The 17,748-nt window shown below is 43.9% G+C and carries 19 protein-coding genes and 2 tRNA genes; 10 read left to right on the plus strand and 11 right to left on the minus strand.

The window, feature by feature from the left end; genetic code table 11:
* Positions 1 to 19 precede the first annotated feature (19 nt).
* The 6 genes from MHM87_RS18020 to dusC all read left to right on the plus strand — a co-directional run bounded on the left by MHM87_RS18020 (position 20) and on the right by dusC (position 3,259).
* Positions 20 to 95 (plus strand) — tRNA-Glu (locus tag MHM87_RS18020).
* A gap of 156 nt (positions 96 to 251) precedes the next feature.
* A tRNA-Glu gene (locus MHM87_RS18025) sits at positions 252 to 327 on the plus strand.
* Positions 328 to 675: 348 nt separating this feature from the next.
* Positions 676 to 1,581, plus strand: coding sequence for a M14 family metallocarboxypeptidase (locus tag MHM87_RS18030; protein ID WP_239260490.1), 906 nt, complete (start codon positions 676 to 678; stop codon positions 1,579 to 1,581).
* Between the two features lie 59 nt (positions 1,582 to 1,640).
* Positions 1,641 to 1,862 (plus strand): hypothetical protein, encoded by a 222-nt coding sequence (locus tag MHM87_RS18035; protein WP_014948926.1) that lies wholly within the window; start codon positions 1,641 to 1,643, stop codon positions 1,860 to 1,862.
* Entirely contained in the window at positions 1,859 to 2,047 is a 189-nt protein-coding gene (locus MHM87_RS18040; protein WP_014948927.1) for a DUF1289 domain-containing protein, read from the plus strand. The genes MHM87_RS18035 and MHM87_RS18040 overlap by 4 nt, the downstream gene beginning before the upstream one ends.
* A gap of 273 nt (positions 2,048 to 2,320) precedes the next feature.
* A complete protein-coding gene (gene dusC / locus MHM87_RS18045; protein WP_049586853.1) occupies positions 2,321 to 3,259 on the plus strand; it encodes a tRNA dihydrouridine(16) synthase DusC in 939 nt (312 codons plus the stop codon).
* A gap of 29 nt (positions 3,260 to 3,288) precedes the next feature.
* Here dusC and MHM87_RS18050 read toward each other — a convergent pair whose 3' ends face one another.
* From MHM87_RS18050 to MHM87_RS18060, 3 genes are all read right to left on the minus strand, one after another.
* Positions 3,289 to 4,263 (minus strand): transposase, encoded by a 975-nt coding sequence (locus MHM87_RS18050; RefSeq protein ID WP_049586852.1) that lies wholly within the window; start codon positions 4,261 to 4,263, stop codon positions 3,289 to 3,291.
* Between the two features lie 331 nt (positions 4,264 to 4,594).
* A complete protein-coding gene (locus MHM87_RS18055; protein WP_080589178.1) occupies positions 4,595 to 4,777 on the minus strand; it encodes a hypothetical protein in 183 nt (60 codons plus the stop codon).
* Positions 4,778 to 4,822: 45 nt separating this feature from the next.
* Positions 4,823 to 5,479 carry an arylesterase gene (locus MHM87_RS18060; protein WP_049586851.1) on the minus strand — a complete coding sequence of 219 codons (657 nt, stop codon included), beginning with the start codon at positions 5,477 to 5,479 and terminating at the stop codon, positions 4,823 to 4,825.
* Positions 5,480 to 5,495: 16 nt separating this feature from the next.
* Between MHM87_RS18060 and MHM87_RS18065 the strand changes: the two genes are divergently transcribed.
* The gene (locus tag MHM87_RS18065) at positions 5,496 to 6,194 is read left to right on the plus strand and encodes an ABC transporter ATP-binding protein (RefSeq protein WP_239260492.1); all 699 of its coding nucleotides are present in this window, start codon (positions 5,496 to 5,498) and stop codon (positions 6,192 to 6,194) included.
* On the plus strand, positions 6,195 to 8,717 hold the full coding sequence (locus MHM87_RS18070) for an FtsX-like permease family protein (RefSeq protein WP_187446818.1): 2,523 nt from the start codon (positions 6,195 to 6,197) through the stop codon (positions 8,715 to 8,717).
* A gap of 328 nt (positions 8,718 to 9,045) precedes the next feature.
* Here the strand turns inward: MHM87_RS18070 and MHM87_RS18075 are convergent, their stop codons facing one another.
* Positions 9,046 to 9,942 carry a TIGR01777 family oxidoreductase gene (locus MHM87_RS18075; RefSeq protein ID WP_239260494.1) on the minus strand — a complete coding sequence of 299 codons (897 nt, stop codon included), beginning with the start codon at positions 9,940 to 9,942 and terminating at the stop codon, positions 9,046 to 9,048.
* 23 nt (positions 9,943 to 9,965) lie between these two features.
* On the minus strand, positions 9,966 to 10,334 hold the full coding sequence (gene folX / locus MHM87_RS18080) for a dihydroneopterin triphosphate 2'-epimerase (RefSeq protein WP_012517852.1): 369 nt from the start codon (positions 10,332 to 10,334) through the stop codon (positions 9,966 to 9,968).
* A gap of 73 nt (positions 10,335 to 10,407) precedes the next feature.
* Between folX and MHM87_RS18085 the strand changes: the two genes are divergently transcribed.
* Positions 10,408 to 11,448 (plus strand): AI-2E family transporter, encoded by a 1,041-nt coding sequence (locus tag MHM87_RS18085; RefSeq protein WP_239260496.1) that lies wholly within the window; start codon positions 10,408 to 10,410, stop codon positions 11,446 to 11,448.
* 280 nt (positions 11,449 to 11,728) lie between these two features.
* On the opposite strand, the gene MHM87_RS18090 is transcribed toward MHM87_RS18085, so the two are convergent.
* From MHM87_RS18090 to MHM87_RS18100, 3 genes are read right to left on the minus strand one after another with little or no spacing between them, the layout of a single operon-like run.
* Positions 11,729 to 13,060, minus strand: a complete 1,332-nt coding sequence (locus MHM87_RS18090) for an ATP-binding protein (protein WP_239260498.1) — start codon at positions 13,058 to 13,060, stop codon at positions 11,729 to 11,731.
* The gene (locus MHM87_RS18095; protein WP_014948936.1) at positions 13,057 to 13,731 is read right to left on the minus strand and encodes a response regulator transcription factor; all 675 of its coding nucleotides are present in this window, start codon (positions 13,729 to 13,731) and stop codon (positions 13,057 to 13,059) included. Before MHM87_RS18095 ends, MHM87_RS18090 begins: the two co-directional genes overlap by 4 nt.
* A gap of 1 nt (position 13,732) precedes the next feature.
* Positions 13,733 to 14,002: a PepSY domain-containing protein gene (locus tag MHM87_RS18100; protein ID WP_014948937.1), complete on the minus strand. Its 270-nt coding sequence runs from the start codon at positions 14,000 to 14,002 to the stop codon at positions 13,733 to 13,735.
* 632 nt (positions 14,003 to 14,634) lie between these two features.
* Here MHM87_RS18100 and MHM87_RS18105 point away from each other — a divergent pair.
* Positions 14,635 to 15,099, plus strand: coding sequence for a pyridoxamine 5'-phosphate oxidase family protein (locus MHM87_RS18105; protein WP_239260500.1), 465 nt, complete (start codon positions 14,635 to 14,637; stop codon positions 15,097 to 15,099).
* Between the two features lie 346 nt (positions 15,100 to 15,445).
* Here the strand turns inward: MHM87_RS18105 and MHM87_RS18110 are convergent, their stop codons facing one another.
* From MHM87_RS18110 to trpB, 3 genes are read right to left on the minus strand one after another with little or no spacing between them, the layout of a single operon-like run.
* Positions 15,446 to 15,745: a YciI family protein gene (locus tag MHM87_RS18110; RefSeq protein WP_239260502.1), complete on the minus strand. Its 300-nt coding sequence runs from the start codon at positions 15,743 to 15,745 to the stop codon at positions 15,446 to 15,448.
* 4 nt (positions 15,746 to 15,749) lie between these two features.
* On the minus strand, positions 15,750 to 16,559 hold the full coding sequence (gene trpA, locus MHM87_RS18115; protein ID WP_075176267.1) for a tryptophan synthase subunit alpha: 810 nt from the start codon (positions 16,557 to 16,559) through the stop codon (positions 15,750 to 15,752).
* Positions 16,559 to 17,740 (minus strand): tryptophan synthase subunit beta, encoded by a 1,182-nt coding sequence (gene trpB, locus MHM87_RS18120; RefSeq protein WP_014976090.1) that lies wholly within the window; start codon positions 17,738 to 17,740, stop codon positions 16,559 to 16,561. Before trpB ends, trpA begins: the two co-directional genes overlap by 1 nt.
* Between the last annotated feature and the right edge of the window lie 8 nt (positions 17,741 to 17,748).

The following is a 17,748-nucleotide window of genomic DNA, read 5'->3' on the forward strand; positions in this document are numbered from 1 at the left end:
TTTCGAAAGAAGATTTTCAGTCCCCTTCGTCTAGAGGCCTAGGACACCGCCCTTTCACGGCGGTAACAGGGGTTCGAATCCCCTAGGGGACGCCATTTTATCGCGTCACAGTCGATTAAAACTGTGAGATAGGCTGGAGTTGATTGTTCAACTTCTGACTGAAAGTTTCGGTAAGGTAAGGTCGCTCAGTTCCCTGACTCACTTTTCCTAACTGAAATCTCGAAAGCGTTGCTTTCGAAAGAAAATTTTCAGTCCCCTTCGTCTAGAGGCCTAGGACACCGCCCTTTCACGGCGGTAACAGGGGTTCGAATCCCCTAGGGGACGCCATATCGAAAAAACCAGCCATTCGGCTGGTTTTTTTGTTTCTGGCTTAAAACTTTGTGGGCAGACACTGCAATTAAATCTGTAAGCAAATAAATGCAAAGCCATCTTAAGAAAGCTTCAGTGGACAGACACTCTTCTTTCCCTCTTTAAACCATCTACCTAGACATACACCGATCATTTTCATCGGAATTTGCAATTCTTACAAAAGAGGCGTCAACACCTTCGCGCAAGTACTTTTCAGAGGTTCAATGCGTAAAGAACTCATGTCACAACCCTTTAAGAAACTTTTGTGTGATAGATACGTGAGCTTGTTGAACTGTTATGATCTAAAAAATACAAAAGAGGTGTTATATGCAGAATTATCCAATTGGAACTCCTGGTGAGCCGTGGGGCGAAGAAGAAAAAGCCCAATGGAAAGCACAGCAGACTGTGAAAAGAAGTTATCAGGAAGAAGTACTTAATAAACTCTTCAACATTATCCCTGAAGGCTTTGAGTTAAAGCAGTATGGCGCACTTCCTTATGATACAGCGCGTTACCCACTATATGCTGTAGTTCCCAAGAGTTTTGACGCTGAAAAGCCGTCTGCACTCGTTACAGGCGGTGTTCACGGCTACGAAACTAGTGGTGTGCAAGGAGCGCTTCAATTTATTGAAACAAAGTTGGCTCAGTACGCAGAGCAAGTAAATATAGTTGTGGTGCCATGTGTAAGTCCCTGGGGATACGAGTCGATAAATCGATGGAACCCAATGGCATTAGATCCGAATCGCTCGTTTTACAGTGATTCTCCTGCATCAGAGTCTGCTCAGCTTATGCAATTAGTATCTGATTTAGCGTTATCTCTTACGCTTCATATTGATTTGCACGAAACGACAGACACGGACAATAGTGAGTTTAGACCAGCACTGGCTGCGCGGGATGGGGTGACCCATGATAACTGGAACATTCCAGATGGTTTCTATACGGTTGCTAATACTCCAAGCCCCCAAATAGAGTTTCAAAAAGCAGTTATTGAGGCTGTGAAAAAAGTAACGCATATCGCACCGGCCGATGAAAACGGAAAGATTATAGGTGCAGATGTGGTGAGTGAAGGTGTAATTTGCTATGACAAGAAGTCGTTGTACCTTTGTGGAGGTATGACAGATGCTAAGTACGTCACAACTACAGAAGTCTATCCCGATAGCGATAATGCGACACCCGAAAATTGCAATGATGCTCAGGTGGCCGCAATTTGCGCTGCACTCGATTATTTAAATTAGACGCTTGAACGTTTAGACGTCTAGATGTATATTTTAGCCTCTTTTTTAGGAGGCTCTTTGTGTTTACTTATTCTGCGGTTATTTACGACGGTAAAAAGCAAAATTTAGTGAGGTATGACTGTGGGACAGACACTGAGTTTTCCTCATATCTTGAATCGCGTTTTGGTTGTCATGTTTGTTTGTGGTCCAATAAAGAGCTATCAGAAACTACAATGGCAGCTATCGCAGCTTCGCGAGTACAGAGTAAAAAAGACGGTCTGGATAAAACAGAAGCTTTATGAACTTAATTTCCCCATGTGTAGCCTTGTGCAAATTAACCGAAGAAGACATTTGCATTGGGTGTAAACGTACGATTGAAGAAATCATTAATTGGCGGACATACACCGATAATCAAAAGAAGGCCGTATTCACTCGCCTTGAAAATTTAGAAAAGGAAGCCGCTACCCAGTCACAGCCTCGTAAATAGGCTAAGTGCGGACTTCTACCAAGAACTTTCTACGTATGGACAGACACACAAGTTTTCTCCATTCGTACAAAATTAGAAACCAGCATCATTCTCACATGAATTAAAGTGTTCAGCGGACAGACACTTACTAAATTTAAACAGCTGCAATTTAAAACCACCTTAAATAGACAGCCACAGAAGTTGAAAAACTAAGCATCAAAGCCTGGCTGATATAAGTGTTTTTTGCTAAACTCCCGCGCCAATTTTATGTTCTATTAATCTGAGACGTTTGCAATGAAAGTAATGCTTGCCCCTATGGAGGGCGTTGTCGACCACTTAATGAGAGATATGCTCACTCGCGTGGGTGGTTTCGATCAGTGCGTTACTGAATTTGTAAGAGTGGTCGATCAAAAGATACCAAAGAAAACGTTTTATAGACTTTGCCCTGAGCTTCACAATGGCGGCAAAACTCCGGCAGGTGTGCCTGTCCGAGTTCAATTATTAGGACAACATCCACAGTGGCTTGCAGAGAATGCACAAACAGCGATAGAGCTGGGCTCTCCTGGTGTTGACCTAAATTTTGGTTGCCCTGCCAAAACAGTTAATAAAAGTAAGGGTGGGGCGGTTTTGTTGAAAGAAACCCAAACCCTTTATGACATTGTGAAAGCTGTAAGGGACGCTGTTCCTGCAGAAATCCCAGTTTCAGCCAAAATCAGACTAGGTTTTGAAGACAAATCTTTAGCTATCGAGAATGCTATAGCTATCACTGAAGCGGGCGCTTCTGAGCTCGTTGTTCATGCGCGGACCAAAACGGAGGGGTATAAACCACCGGCGTATTGGGACTGGATAGCGAAGATAAAACAACACACCGATATTCCACTTGTCGCAAATGGTGAAATTTGGAACGCTGAAGACGCTCAGCGTTGTCAGAGCCAATCAGAGTGTACCAACCTTATGATTGGACGAGGTGCATTGGCAATGCCTAATTTGGCGATGAGTATTAAAGAGGGTGTAGCACCTATGCCATGGTCTGAACTGGCTGCTTTGCTGATTCAGTACTCTGGCTACGAGATTTTTGGTGATAAGGGCAAATATTACCCCAACCGAATTAAGCAATGGTGCGGCTATCTGAAAAGACAATACCCTGAAGCTGAAGTTCTGTTCAACGACATAAGGCGCCTAACGAAATCTCAGGACATTGTTGATGTGCTTGCACGCCAAGCCGATATTTAGCCAAGTACTTTTGCAATGGTGTTAGAGGTTCACGACAGATACCTTTGAGCATTTGCAACGTTTGGGCGACATGCCCTTTGGCAGCATCTGGCGAAATTCTCCATCATCTCTGGGCAACCGACAGGCCCAGTAAAAAGTGTTTCAAAATTACTAGTTACTATCTGCCAGTTCTCTTTTGTCATTCCAAGCTTACTTAGCAAGTGGTTGGGAAGCTTTGGGACTTTGCAGGTATCGTTATTACTCTCTGCATTCATCGTATCAGTGATAAGCTGCAAATAATCGGTTAATGCGAAGGGCAACGGCACGGTGTTCTTGTGGTGACTATCGCTAAAGGGCATCAAAAACTTAGGCGTTTTATTCGAGCGTTTGGCATTCAACCGATATTGGATACTAGTATGGTGAGAGTTGCTTAGCGTCGTCGCTATTTTTGCTCGAATGGGATTTAAATCGACGTAAGCCATTACACTGGCCAGTGCTTTCTCATCGAGTATAGCTTGTGACCTAAACCTTCTTTCCCAGAAATAGCCCTTACATTCATCTTCTTTGTTAGCTCTTCGAGCAATATATTCATTGAGCATACGCATAAACCAGCTGATGCTTTGAAGTCGCTCTCGATATAAAACAGATAATGATTTCAATTCAGCAAGTTCTTCTGACGTTACAGAATCAAAGTTTTCTAAATATCGCTGCACTACGGGCGGGCATTTATAAAACATCCTCCACCGAAGCAAGACCTCATCCATCGTCCAGCCTTCAGCTCTGCCTTTTGCTATATGTAATACCACATGAATGTGATTGTGCATAACAGCGTAGGCGCATAGGTCGATGGCAAAAGCTTGAGAAAGCTTATGGAGCCTGTCTTGAATCCACTTTCTTCTATGCTCATAGTTTATGCCAGTGCGGGCATCGCGACCACAAAGGTAAGATTGCCTCACGCAGCGAGAAATGCAGTGGTAATAAGGTGTAACATCAGTATTTATTTGCTTGTAACGAGGTAGAGGCATATCCGTATCCCATAGTTATTTATTGACATTATGAGATTTACGGCGTCAATTTTAAGTGGTCTTTGGGACAGTTTTAGGGACGGTTATTTTTCATGAGTGCTCTTTCGATCAAATCTCAGAACTGGCAATCGTGGACAGACACTCGAATTTCATAACGGATAGACGTCAATCGTTAAGTCTATTTGACCCAAAAGAAAAAGGACAGACACCCTTATTCGCCGGGTTTCTGTCCTTTCTAATTTCCTTATTGCAAAGCCGCCTCTACTAGCAAGAGGACTAAGCAAAAGTACCAACGAGTGTCTGTCCCTAACAATTTAATTTAAAGGGCAAGTTATACAAACACGTCAACCCTAGAACCCACACGTCCATCGTTAGCGCTTGAGGTCTGCTGTGTGCTCTGGGGCTGAGTCTCGCGACTTTCTTGCACATTACGGGGCTCAACCTGTTGAGTAGGTCGCTGTGGCGATTCTAAGACAGTGGAAACAGGAGACGAATTAACAGAAGAAACGTCCATAAACAAACCTCGCATTTAAAAAATCACCTGATAAGATTAGCACAATTATTGAGCGCTAAGAATTAAACTTCTTAAGTGTCTGTCCATAAAATTAGCGATCAAAGGCTGTGCCTCAGCATTGGGATGAATACCATCGTTTTGCATTAAGTCCTTATTTAGCGCTATTTCTTCAAGGAAAAATGGAATTTTTTGAACGTCCTGAGCTTCCGCTACTTTATTGAAGTTTTGAGTAAACATCTGCGTATAGCGCTTGCCATAATTAGAAGGAATCTGCATTTCTTGCAGAAACACTACGGCATTACTCTCCTTCGCAACACTTACCAGCGAATCTAAATTATCCCTAATCTTACCGATATTATGGCCCTGAAGGCCGTCATTACCGCCCAGTTCAATCAATACATGGGTAGGGTTGTGTTGCTCTAATAAACGGGGAAATCGCGCTAAACCACCGTCAGTGGTCTCTCCGCTTACCGCAGCATTTACAATATCAATCGGAATGTTGTCGTCTTGCCACATTTTTTGTAACAAACTGACCCAACCCTCATGTTGCTGTAATCCATAAGCCGCGGATAAACTGTCACCTAAGATAAGTAAAACCGCATTTTCGCTTGTGTCGCTCTGCTCGGCTTGATCTGATAGCGCTTGAAAGGGTATTAAAAGAATAAGTAAAAAAGCGAACAAATAACGAAATTTAACAAACACGAATTGATGACCTCTTATGATAAAAGCTAATGCTGTAACCAAAGTAGTGGATACGAGTGAAGGTTCACTGCAGATCCTTCGTCCTATTTCTTTTGAAGTCAAGTCTGGTGAGTCCGTTGCCATTATTGGCGCGTCAGGCTCGGGTAAGTCAACCCTTTTGGGCTTGTTAGCTGGACTTGACCAAGTTACAGAAGGGGAAATTTTCTTAGATGGCGAAGCACTTCACAGCATGAATGAAGAAGAGCGCGCGATTTTAAGAGGAAATAAAGTAGGCTTCATTTTTCAAAGCTTTATGTTAGTTCAAAGCTTAACAGCCTTAGAAAACGTGATGCTACCGGCAGAAATTGCAGGACTTGATAACCCAAAGGCACTAGCTTTGGATATTCTAGAGCAAGTCGGATTGAAACATCGCGCACATCACTTCCCTAATCAGTTGTCGGGGGGCGAGCAACAGCGTGTTGCCATAGCGCGAGCATTTATTACCTCTCCCAAAATACTTTTCGCCGATGAGCCTACCGGCAACCTAGACGCCAAAAATAGTGAAAAAATCGAAGCGCTGTTGTTCGAGATGAATAGAGAAAAAGGCACAACTCTCGTACTCGTAACTCATGATAACGAGCTTGCGGAACATTGTGACAGGCAACTCACTATGAATGCTGGCGAATTAGTTGAAACAACTGGCGCGAACACAATGAATAAGAAAAAGGCGGTTTAGATGTCGACGTCTTTTAATTTAGCTTGGCGGCTTTTCAAGCATGAAGCTAGACGTGGTGAACTGACCATCATATTGCTGGCCATTGTGCTTTCTGTGGCAGCCGTATTGTCGTTGTCACTTTTTAGCGAGCGTTTACAGGGCGCACTAAAGTCTCGCTCTGCGGCTTTCATTGCAGCAGATGCGCAACTTCGTTCAGACGACCCTATAAACGAGGAATGGTTGGCTAGAGCCCGAGAAGAGGGCCTTGCGACGGCAAAGCAGGTAGCAACACGTTCAATGGTATTTAAAGGCGACGAGATGTCGCTTGTTGATTTACGAGCCGTGAATGACGCTTATCCACTGAAAGGGACGGTCAATATTACTGACCAGCCTTTTGGAGAAAAACGCAATACTGCAGAGTTGCCACAATCTGGCGAAGCATGGGTACAGTCTCGGCTTTTTCAGAGCTTGGGGCTTTCTATTGGCGATAGCATCGATATTGGTGATGGCACTTTTACCGTTACGCATGTATTGGTAGATATTCCCGATGCTGGTTTTAGCGTGTTTAATACTGACCCTATTGCGCTAATTAACTTAAACGACTTGGAAAAAACTGCGATAACCGGGCCAGGGAGTCGCGCTCGTTATGTGGGCTTTTTTGCCGGTGATGCGGGTGATATAGAAAACTTCAATACTTGGTTATTGCCCCAATTAAATGACGACTTACACTCGTGGCGGACAGTCGAAGATGACGAGTCAGCGATAGGGCGCTCTGTCGCAAGTGCTGAGCGCTATTTTCTGTTAGCGAGTTTGTTAGCAATAGTACTAGCGGCCGTTTCCATTGCCGTTGCTGCTCAGCGTTATGCTCAACGTCACTTTGATCCCGTAGCAATAATGAAGACCTTGGGTGCAACAAGCAGCACTATCCGAAAAGTCTATTTATTCCAAATTTTATTCATTACTGGGCTTGGTATATTTATCGGCCTTGTTATTGGTTTTATCGGTCAGCAAGTGGTGGTTTCACTTGTAGCGGACAGAGTGGATGTATCTCTTGACGTGTGGCATTGGCGACCACTTTTAATTGCCGTTGCTACAGGCGCTACGTGTGCATTGCTCTTTTCCTTATATCCGCTTTTGCAGCTATTTTCAGTTCCCCCGCTTCGCGTATTAAGAAAGGACATATCAGCGAATTTACGTTCCAGAAGCATTCAGTTCGTGGCATCAGGTGGTGCGATATTTTTATTGATGTGGATGTATAGCCGCGATTTAAAAATTAGCGCTATTCTTTTCGTTTCCGGCGCTGCGTTGGTGCTTGGACTGCTTGGTGCTACGTATATCTTAATTGCAGTAGGTCGCAAGCTGGGCAGTGGAAGAATGGGGGCGTGGCAGTTGGCATGGGCACGTATTAAGCGACGTGCAATGGACAACAGCGTGCAGCTTATTAGCTTTTCCGTCACCATTATGTTGCTTTTAGTGGTGCTGGTAATGCGCAACGATATGGTTTCGCAATGGCGCTCGCAATTGCCAGAAGGTACACCGAATTACTTCTTAATTAACATTACGCCGGATATTCAACCCGAGTTGGACAGACACTTCGCTGACAATGGCGTAAAAATTGAAGAGTTTTATCCTGTCATTCGAGGCCGATTTGTTTCGGTAAATGGAGAAGGGGTAAACACCGAGGTTTCTAAAGAAGATGAGCCGAATCGAGAAGGCCGAAGAGGTTTAGGCAGAGAAGCAAACCTAACTTGGAGCAACGCGCTTCAAAAAGAAAACGAGGTCATTGACGGGAACTGGCATGGCGATGAGGATAAACAATACAGCGAAGGATGGTTCCCGGTTTCCGTTGAAGAAGGCGTTGCAGAAAGGTTGAACATTAAAATGGGCGATCGGCTTACTTTTAATGTGGGCAGCGAGATTGTCGAAACGAAAGTAACGAGTATTCGTACTGTGAATTGGCAGACTATGCAGCCTAACTTTTTCTTCGTTATTCACCCTGAGGCAATGGCCGCATTTAGCCCAACTTATATTACTAGTTTCTACCTTCCTACCGAGAGAAAGGCAGAGTTAACTAACCTACTTAAACCGTTTGCATCAATAACTATGTTCGACGTTGATGCTCGAATTAATCAGTTGCGAGAGATTGTGGATCAGGTGTCTGTTGCCGTTGAATTTATTTTGGTGCTGGTATTGTTAGCGGGCAGTCTGGTGTTGATTGCACAAGTACAGGCGAGTATGGATGAACGCAGACAAGAAATAGCCATACTTCGGACGCTCGGTGCAAAGGGGACGTTGATAAGAAAAAGTGTTATTTTTGAGTTTGTTATCATTGGTGTAGTAGCAGGCTTTATGGCAGCAATGGCCAATGAGTTGAGCCTTTATTTACTTCAAACCTCTGTATTCCAAATGGAAGCAAGCTTACACCCAGAATACTGGGCAATAGCGCCAAGCGTTGGCGCTGTCGTTGTAGGCATATTAGGTGCGTTTGGATGCTGGCGTTTGCTTACACTTAATACCAGTCAGATGCTGCGGAATATGGTTTAGGTATTGTTGCGTTAGTTTAAAATGCGCTTTAATACAAAACGGACAGACACTCGGTTAAGTGCCGTTTAGATTAAGGGCAGTGGACAATCACTCAATTCAAATGAGTGTCTGTCCACTGTGCATTTCACAGCAAAGTTCGCTAATTACGAAAGAATGGTTTTCGCGAAGAGTTTGAGAAGTGCTCTGGTTTGATAGTAAATAGATGTTTTTGAGGCCTGTGACTAAGCAAAGTGCCTCGCGATAATGTTGTGCAATAAATGTGGACACACACTTGCTTAGCAATTCAAGTGACTGTCCACAAGGCACGTAGCTAATTTCAGTAATTCATTTAAGCGCGATATATCTCTCTTAGCGCCTCGTCGATAGAACGGAAGTCAAAACTGAAGCCGGCGGTAGTAAGCTTTTGAGGAATGACTCTTTGCCCCTCAAGTATCATCGTCGACGATTCGCCCATTGCTACTTTCATAACAAAGCCCGGGACATTGAACAGGCAAGGCCGGTTAAGTGATTTTGCGAGCGCTTTAGAGAACATCTTGTTCGTGACAGGCTCCGGTGCCGTTAAGTTAAATGCACCAGAACATGCACTATTCTCGAGCAAGAACGAGATAGCACGCACCATATCTTGTAAGTGGATCCAGGCCAAATATTGACTACCACTACCAAGTGTACCTCCGGCCCCCAATTTAAACGGTAGTGCCATTTTCCCTAACGCTCCGCCTTTTTCGGTGAAAACTACACCAGTTCGAAGCGTTACGACACGTGTCTTAGCTTGATCTACACTTTGGGCAATAGTCTCCCATTTAGCGCACAGTTCATGGGTGAACTCGTTATGAGGAGGAGTTTCTTCAGTTACAAGCTTGTCTCCTTGATTGCCGTAGTAACCAATCGCGGAGCCCGATAAGAAAACAGACGGAGGTGCATCACAACTATTTATTTTTGAGACTAGCTCAGAAGTGATGTCCCAGCGGCTATTGCAAATTATTTTCTTTTGAGTGTCTGTCCAGCGCTTATCGGCGATAGGCTCACCAGCTAAATTAATTACTGCGTCGAAACTTTCAAAATTTTCTATCGAAGAAACGTTCTCGACGATTTTGACGTTATCCCCCAATTTGCTCTTTGCTTTTGTAAAGTCGCGAGAAATCACCGTAAATTCATGTTCTCGAGAATATTGACGAATAAATTCGCTTCCTATCAGCCCTGTTCCACCGGTCAAAAGAATGTTCACAATTAGCTCCTCGAGGTATGACCTTATCCCGTCTTATTGCAAGATAGTGTCAGGGACACGGAATCAGAAAATCTAAGGGCATGTGGCTTATCGACCTCAACCTCAGCGTAGCGCACCGAAGAATGTTCTGCGGCAATGCTTAGCACATCGGCGGTAAGTTTTTCCAGAAGAGAAAAACGGTTGTCTTCTACAAGCTTGATGATTGCCTTTGTAATCGTTTTATAGTTAAGCGCATCACTCATATCGTCGGTGTTCGTCGCTTTTTCAGCGTCGTAATCAATTTTCACGTTAACAACAACGTCCTGCTTGTTTTTTATTTCATCTTCATTGATGCCAATGTATGTGCGTAGTCTTAGGTTTTTAATTTTAATAGTGGCAAGATTAAAGTTCATTGAAGTCTCTTGTTTGTAGTTGTTTATAAGTCGTTGTAAAGTGTTGTCGTTTCAGTCAGGAATGTAGCACAAAATGTCAATGGAACTACGCTCGCCAACAGCAAAAATTTTAATCGTTTTAGCATGTTTAGTAGTGGTAATGGCTGGTATTAAAGCCGCCAGTACGATCATGGTACCGTTTTTTCTCTCTATTTTTATAGCGATCGCGTGTAGCCCAATAATACGTTGGACTTCGAAATTTGGCGTGCCTAAATGGCTCTCTATAACTTTTGTTATACTGCTTATCGTTGTTTTTGGTTTTCTTTTAGCTGGTTTAGTCGGCCAGTCTATGACCGAGTTTCGAGAAAATTTGCCTGAGTATAGAAGTAAGCTTGATACAGAGTTTGCCTGGATTGCGTCCAAATTGGCTGAATTTAATATTCACATCAATAGAGAGTTAATCGCTTCGCACCTTGACCCCGCAACGGCTATGTCTGTAGCAACAAATTTCATCAGCGGGATGGGCGGCGTACTTTCAAACCTTTTCCTTATTCTTCTTACTGTCATTTTCATGCTTTTTGAAGCAGACAGTATTCCACGCCGGTTGCATATTGCCCTTGCCGATCCTGGAATGAAACTAAAGCATATCGACAGATTTATTCGTTCTGTGAACAGTTACTTAGCGATAAAAACTGTGGTCAGTTTAGGAACAGGTCTGATTATTGGTATTTGGCTGTATGTGATGGGAGTAGATCATTTCATGCTTTGGGCTGTGTTGGCTTTCATGCTCAACTTTATTCCTAACATTGGCTCAATTATCGCTGCTGTGCCCGCAGTATTGATAGCCTTTGTTCAACTTGGCCCTGCCTCGGCAGGTTTCGCAGCGCTTGGCTTTGTGCTTGTTAATACCATCATGGGTAATATGGTGGAACCTCGATTGATGGGTAAGGGCATGGGGCTCTCTACGCTCGTAGTATTCCTTTCGTTAATATTTTGGGGGTGGCTGCTAGGCACAGTTGGAATGTTGCTATCAGTTCCGTTAACCATGGTGGTAAAAATAGCTCTAGAGTCTCGCGAGGAGAGCAAGTGGCTTGCAGTGCTGTTATCGAGTGAAGGTGAGAAGTCTGCGTCGTAACTTAGTGGAAGTAGAAAGTGGACAGACACTTGTTTGTGAAAGTCGATAGTGGACAGACACTCAATCGATTTAAAAAAATCTCTTATTGGTCTCTAGCTAAACAGTCAATTGAGAATGTGTCAGTCCCCCCAAACTTTTGTGTAAGATTAAGTGTCTGTCCACTTTCCATACGCACCAAATTTTTGTAGGAACTCAAGTGTCTGTTCACTCTCATATTTGAGCAATTGAAAGCTCAAGGGTTTAACGGTCATGCACAAACTTCGTTGTACTTTTTAAAGCACTATTCGTGATTGGGAAATTGAATAACGATACGAGCACCGCCAAGCGAACTGTCCTCGATGAGCATTCTACCTTCGTAGATTGAAACTAAATCGGCCGCCAACGCCATGCCTATTCCGTGGCCCTCGGTATAGGTATCAAGTCGAGTTCCTCGCTCTAACAAAAGCACCTTTTTGTCGTCAGGAATACCAGGGCCGTCGTCTTCTACTTTAATTGTTAGCCCACCATCACTTTTCGTCACTGATACGATAATTCTATTGTTCGCTGCCTTGCATGCATTGTCTAAAAGGTTGCCACAAAGTTCCATGAAGTCGGTCTCGTCCCCTTTAAACTGAGTGTCCTCATCCATTTCTAACTCAATGGTAAGGGCTTTATCTTGGTAGACCTTGTCCATTGCATCGGCAAGCTTGTGCAAAATGGGTAGTATATAGATAGCTTGTTGCCAGCTAGATTTTCCAGCACTCGCTCTTTTCAGCTGGCGTTTAATGATTCGGTCAATTTGCTGTAACGCTTCGTTTACCCCAGTAGGTAAATCGCTAGTGCCCGATGCTACTGCCAAAGGCGTTTTCAAACTATGTGCTAAGTCTCCTAAACTGTTTTTATATCTCGCCCTTTGGGCGGCCTCAGTTTGAAGCAAACCATTAATGGATTGTTTTAAGGAATCGAATTCAACGGGATAGCGTGATTCTAACTGGCGTTTATGTCCACTTGAGGCTTGTGAAATTTCGTCAATTAACTTCCTAACAGGAAGAAGTACTAGGCTAATCCCGATAATAATAAAAATTAGGAGCGCTATACAGAGCGTGAAAATCCACTGCCACGTCGTGTCTAAGAACGTATTCCGCTCTGCTTCAAAAAGTGCTTTATTGTTAAATATATAAAACCGAACAGGCTCGAAGTCTCTACTTGAAGCAAATTCTGCTGTGAAGGCATATACAAAAAACTGGGAATCTTCTTCAAACTTAGGTGTATGAGAATCCAGAAATAACTCGTTACCGACTGCAACGTCTATCTCAGGTGGTGAAAAGGTATATTCAAGAGCTGAGGCTGACTGCCAAATTACTTCGTCTCGAAACACAATCACGCCAAGATAACCTGATCCCGGAAGGTTTAACTGCTCTTCGTATAAAATTTCAGGCATATAGGGCAGGTCGCCATCTAACTCGAAAGCCGATAACAGACCTAAGTTCATCAACCTAAGCTCACTCATCTTGGCTTGCGTAAGGCTATCAGTATATGCCTCGTCTAAAATGACAACAGTAAACGGCGCAAATAACGCTAGAAGAACAATCGCTAGAAAGATACTCCGAAGACGTAGCGACAATTGCCTCATAAACTTCTATTTATCCTATAGCCTCTACCTCGAAGGGTTTCGATTGGCTTTAACTCACCGGTCGGGTCCAGCTTTTTCCGCAGTCTTCCAACGAAAACCTCTATGACATTACTATCTAAATCGAAATCTTGGTCATAAATGTGCTCGGTTAGCTCTGTTTTTGAGATGACCTTTTGCGGGTTAAGCATAAGGTACTCCATGACTTTGTATTCGTAAGCTGTTAGATCCAGAGCTTGACCGTTTAACGATAGTTCTTCACTAACGGTATCCAGTGAGATAGGGCCGAACTGAATGGTTGGGTTCGCTTGTCCTGAAGCTCGTCGAATTAGTGCTTTTGTTCGAGCAAGTAACTCTTCGTTATGAAAGGGTTTGGTGAGGTAGTCATCGGCTCCGGCATCAAGGCCTTCCACTTTCTCTTGCCACCTATCTCTAGCAGTTAAAATGAGTATAGGGCAGGAAATATCAGCTTGGCGGGCTTTTCGTATAACCTCAAATCCGTCTAGCTTTGGCATGCCGATGTCGACGATAGCCAGGTCATAGCTATATTCTTTAATGAGAAAAAGCGCGTGCTCACCATTATCTGCGAGGTCTACGCTATAGCCATTTTGCTGAAGGAGCGCATCAAGCTGGGTTAATAATCTGCTATCGTCTTCGGCTACGAGGATACGCATGTTAGTCCTTATCTTTATTTGTTTTTACCTTGCCTGAGCGTTTGTCTACATCTACTGATACTACTCGCCCTGACTTTTTAAGTACTTTTACCCGGTAGTTTTTTGAGGTCTGTTCAACTTTTAAGACGCGTCCATTTACAGCAACGCGAGCACGCTCAGCAGCTTCGCTTTTTGATATATCGCCGCCAGAGTCTTGAAACGCCAAAGCTGGCGCTGTGTTAGACAAAGCTAACACTAAACAAACTACTGCAACACGAAGCGATAATTTCATACAACCTCACAATTATTATCCCACTCAGGCCAAACTACAGATAAGTATAACTTGGTTAACTGAACCCATTCTGAACTAGGTTTAGTCTACCTTGCGGAGCAAAAGCTGTATATAAGCCTTAAGTAAATGGCATTTACGAATGAGCAATTATTGTGGACAGACACTTAATTGCTATGAGGCCACAAGTCAAAATGAGAGTGTCTGTCCACAACCCTATTTCTAAGCTTCAAAGTGACGTATATATTTAAGTGCTCTCGTTAGTAAGTCATATTGAGTAATCTTTACTCCTACTTTGAAAAAGTGTCTGTCCACTTTGTTGATTTGTTATTGAGGGAGATCAATGTTTATTGTGCAAACGAGTGACTGTCCACGGTTTTTGTAAAATAGTTCACAACGCTCATATGGATGTATGAGTGTGTGTCCAAAGCTGTACCTAACTAGTGTGTAGTGAAGAGCTTACGTTTCTCAATAACTCTTTTGGCAGCTGAGCGGGATGATATTGACTTTTTTGGCATGCCACGTGCGAGGCATAAGCTTCAGATGAATCAATAAAATGAAAATAAGGCGTTTAGTTCAACTGCTCCATTCAATAGTAACGTCGGACAGACACTTATTTTCAACAAGGAGGAGCTATGTCTAGCGATATTAAGAAAACAATGTGGAAAGTAATGTCAGATAGTCCAAAAGTAATGGTAAGTCTGGTAGGCGAGGATATGCATGCCGAGCCTATGTACGCCCAACTTGATAAAGACGCTGATAGCGAGTTTTGGTTTTACACTAGTCGAGACAACCGCATTGCTAAAGGTGGAAAAGCCATGGTTCATTTTGCATCCAAAGGTCATGATGTATTTGCTTGTATCCGAGGCAACCTCACTGTTGAATCACGTAAAGAGGTGATTGATAAATACTGGTCTAATCCAGTAGAAGCATGGTTCGAGAAAGGTAGAGATGATCCTTCTTTATTAATGCTTCGCTTCGAACTTATAGATGCAGAAGTGTGGGATGCTGACCCTTCACTCAAAGGCATGTTTAAAATGCTTACTGGTAAAACCGTAAAGCCAGAAGAGATGGGTGAACACGAAAAGGTCGATCTTTAAACGCAGTATAATGGGCCAATTTTATGACGAAGTTTTGAGGCGCTGGGACACTTACTCAGAGGAGCGAGTGTCTGTCCACAAGGGATTGCACAAGGGATTGTTTATTGCGATTGTTGGCTGATTATTAAGTGACTGTCCATTATCAACCAAATGAAGCTTGGCAAACAATTACGAGTGTGTGTCCTCATTAGTCTAGCAAGTGAGTGTCTGTCCACACTAGTTTAATAGATAAGTGTTAGCTTCATTACTGTTGAAGCAACAAAAAAGCCCCTTAAAACCGGAGCTATTCGGTCTCAAGGGGCTTTCGTTATTTATCGCAGTTTGCTACTTAGCGTTTAGCTAAAAACTAAGGCAAAACCCTTTTGTAAGGTTTAACAACAACACTTTCGTAAACACCTGCTTCGATGTACGGGTCAGCGTCTGCCCATGCTTGAGCAGCTTCTAGTGAATCAAACTCTGCGACTACTAGCGAACCAGTAAATCCGGCTGGACCAGGATCTGGGCTATCTACAGCAGGGAAGGGGCCTGCCATAACTAAACGGCCCGCATCTTTTAATGCATTCAAACGATCAAGGTGAGCAGGGCGCGCCGCCAAGCGTTTTTCTAGACTGTCCGCCACATCGGTTGCACAAATCATATATAGCATACGTTTATCCTTTTGCCGTAGCTGCTTTCATGTTTTCAACAAAGCTGCCGAGCTCGCTTAGCATTTTGTGACTGTCCGATAAATTGGCAGCGATAATATTCACTGTCGCCGAGCCTGAAATTGCGCCAGCGGCACCTGCGTCAATAGCAGATTTAACCTGTTCAGGTGTAGAAATACCAAAACCTAACAATGCTGGTGCTGCTTTGTGCTTATTCAAGCGCTCAATAAGCTCTGAAGCAGGCACGTTTGCGGCAGTTTCTGCGCCAGTAACGCCCGCACGACCCAGCAAATACGTGTAACCTTTCGAGTATTCCCCGATTTTTTCCATGGTTTCGTCAGTAGCATTAGGTGGTGCAATCAGAATTTGTGAAATGCCAGTGGCTTCGGCAGCTTTTTGGAAAGGTGCTGCTTCGCGAATAGGAACGTCAGCGACCAAAATTGAGTCAACGCCTGCCTCTTGCGCTTTATTGTAAAAATTTTCGATGCCTTGGGCCATTACTAAGTTGCTGTACAGTAGCAAGCCGATAGGCACATTAGGATATTTTGCGCGAACACGTGAAATAACACCCAAGCAATCTGCTACCGTTACCTTATTACTTAACGCGCGAATGGCAGAAGCTTGTATTGTGGGGCCATCAGCAATGGGGTCAGAGTAAGGTATACCTAACTCAAGTGCGTCAGCACCGCTTTCTACTAGCTGGCATATAATGGCTTCAGATTGCGCTAAATCGGGGTCACCAACCATTACGAAAGGTACGAAAGCGCCTTGGTTCTTTTCATCAAGGCCGGCAAACATTTGTGCATATCTATCCATTATAAATCGTCCCCTAAAATGTTGATAACGTGCGCTAAATCTTTGTCGCCACGACCTGATAAGTTAACTACGATGATGGTTTCTTCTTCCGCTTCATCTGCCATATTAAGTGCGTGCGCTAAGGCATGCGACGATTCAAGGGCAGGAATAATACCTTCTTTTCTTGCAAGCAATTGGAATGCGTTCAGCGCTTCTTCGTCGGTAGCGGCCACGTATTCCGCTCGGCCAATGTCGTGAAGATAGGCATGCTGAGGGCCAACAGCAGGGTAGTCGAGACCAGCAGATACTGAGTAGCTTTCTTCAATCTGGCCTTCTTTGTCTTGCATGATGAAGGTGTAAGCGCCGTGAAGAATACCTTTTGTACCCGTCACGATAGTTGCGCCGTGCTCTTTGGTGTGCACACCTTTACCCGCAGGCTCAACGCCAACTAGGCGTACAGATGGCTCATCAATAAAGTCTGCAAACATACCGATAGCATTTGAGCCTCCGCCCACACATGCTACTACGGCGTCAGGTAAGCGACCTTCTTTTTCCATAATTTGTGCACGAGTTTCTTCACCAATCATACGGTGATATTCACGAACAATAGTCGGGAACGGGTGTGGGCCCGCGGCTGTGCCTAACAAATAGTGGGCTTTATCATAGTTTGCCGACCAGTCGCGCATGGCTTCGTTTACGGCATCTTTAAGCGTACCAGAACCGGCATTTACAGGAATAACCTCTGCGCCCATAAGCTTCATACGGAACACGTTTGGCGCTTGACGCTCAACGTCTTTCGCACCCATATAAATACGTGCTTTAAGCCCCAATAATGCACATGCTAACGCGGTTGCAACACCGTGTTGGCCTGCGCCTGTTTCGGCAATAACTTCTTTTTTACCCATGCGCTTGGTAAGTAGCGCTTGGCCTAACACCTGGTTAGTTTTGTGAGCGCCACCGTGTAGTAAGTCTTCACGCTTTAGGTATAACTTCACCTTTGGGTTACTTACCAGGTTGCGAGTTAACGTCATTGACGTAGGGCGACCCGCATAGTCTTTTAACAGAGATAAAAACTCTTCGTTAAATGTCGGGTCGTCCTTAGCATCCAAAAATGCTTTTTCCAGTTGGTCTAGCGCTGGAATAAGTAATTCGGGCACGTACATGCCACCAAATTCACCAAATTTTGTATCTAACTGGTTCATTACGTTGT

Source organism: Alteromonas sp. Cnat3-28, from assembly GCF_022348265.1.
GTDB classification, from domain to species: Bacteria; Pseudomonadota; Gammaproteobacteria; order Enterobacterales; family Alteromonadaceae; genus Alteromonas; species Alteromonas macleodii.

What these genes read in the sequence shown, in the direction of transcription:
- MHM87_RS18040 (WP_014948927.1), top strand. Translation starts at nt 1,859, where the DNA reads ATGAACTTAATTTCCCCATGTGTAGCCTTGTGCAAATTAACCGAAGAA.
- MHM87_RS18105 (WP_239260500.1), top strand. Translation starts at nt 14,635, where the DNA reads ATGTCTAGCGATATTAAGAAAACAATGTGGAAAGTAATGTCAGATAGT.
- MHM87_RS18070 (WP_187446818.1), top strand. Translation starts at nt 6,195, where the DNA reads ATGTCGACGTCTTTTAATTTAGCTTGGCGGCTTTTCAAGCATGAAGCT.
- MHM87_RS18030 (WP_239260490.1), top strand. Translation starts at nt 676, where the DNA reads ATGCAGAATTATCCAATTGGAACTCCTGGTGAGCCGTGGGGCGAAGAA.
- folX (WP_012517852.1), bottom strand. Translation starts at nt 10,334, where the DNA reads ATGAACTTTAATCTTGCCACTATTAAAATTAAAAACCTAAGACTACGC.
- MHM87_RS18110 (WP_239260502.1), bottom strand. Translation starts at nt 15,745, where the DNA reads ATGCTATATATGATTTGTGCAACCGATGTGGCGGACAGTCTAGAAAAA.
- trpA (WP_075176267.1), bottom strand. Translation starts at nt 16,559, where the DNA reads ATGGATAGATATGCACAAATGTTTGCCGGCCTTGATGAAAAGAACCAA.
- MHM87_RS18055 (WP_080589178.1), bottom strand. Translation starts at nt 4,777, where the DNA reads ATGGACGTTTCTTCTGTTAATTCGTCTCCTGTTTCCACTGTCTTAGAA.
- trpB (WP_014976090.1), bottom strand. Translation starts at nt 17,740, where the DNA reads ATGAACCAGTTAGATACAAAATTTGGTGAATTTGGTGGCATGTACGTG.
- MHM87_RS18095 (WP_014948936.1), bottom strand. Translation starts at nt 13,731, where the DNA reads ATGCGTATCCTCGTAGCCGAAGACGATAGCAGATTATTAACCCAGCTT.
- dusC (WP_049586853.1), top strand. Translation starts at nt 2,321, where the DNA reads ATGAAAGTAATGCTTGCCCCTATGGAGGGCGTTGTCGACCACTTAATG.
- MHM87_RS18090 (WP_239260498.1), bottom strand. Translation starts at nt 13,060, where the DNA reads ATGAGGCAATTGTCGCTACGTCTTCGGAGTATCTTTCTAGCGATTGTT.
- MHM87_RS18100 (WP_014948937.1), bottom strand. Translation starts at nt 14,002, where the DNA reads ATGAAATTATCGCTTCGTGTTGCAGTAGTTTGTTTAGTGTTAGCTTTG.
- MHM87_RS18085 (WP_239260496.1), top strand. Translation starts at nt 10,408, where the DNA reads ATGTCAATGGAACTACGCTCGCCAACAGCAAAAATTTTAATCGTTTTA.
- MHM87_RS18050 (WP_049586852.1), bottom strand. Translation starts at nt 4,263, where the DNA reads ATGCCTCTACCTCGTTACAAGCAAATAAATACTGATGTTACACCTTAT.
- MHM87_RS18065 (WP_239260492.1), top strand. Translation starts at nt 5,496, where the DNA reads ATGATAAAAGCTAATGCTGTAACCAAAGTAGTGGATACGAGTGAAGGT.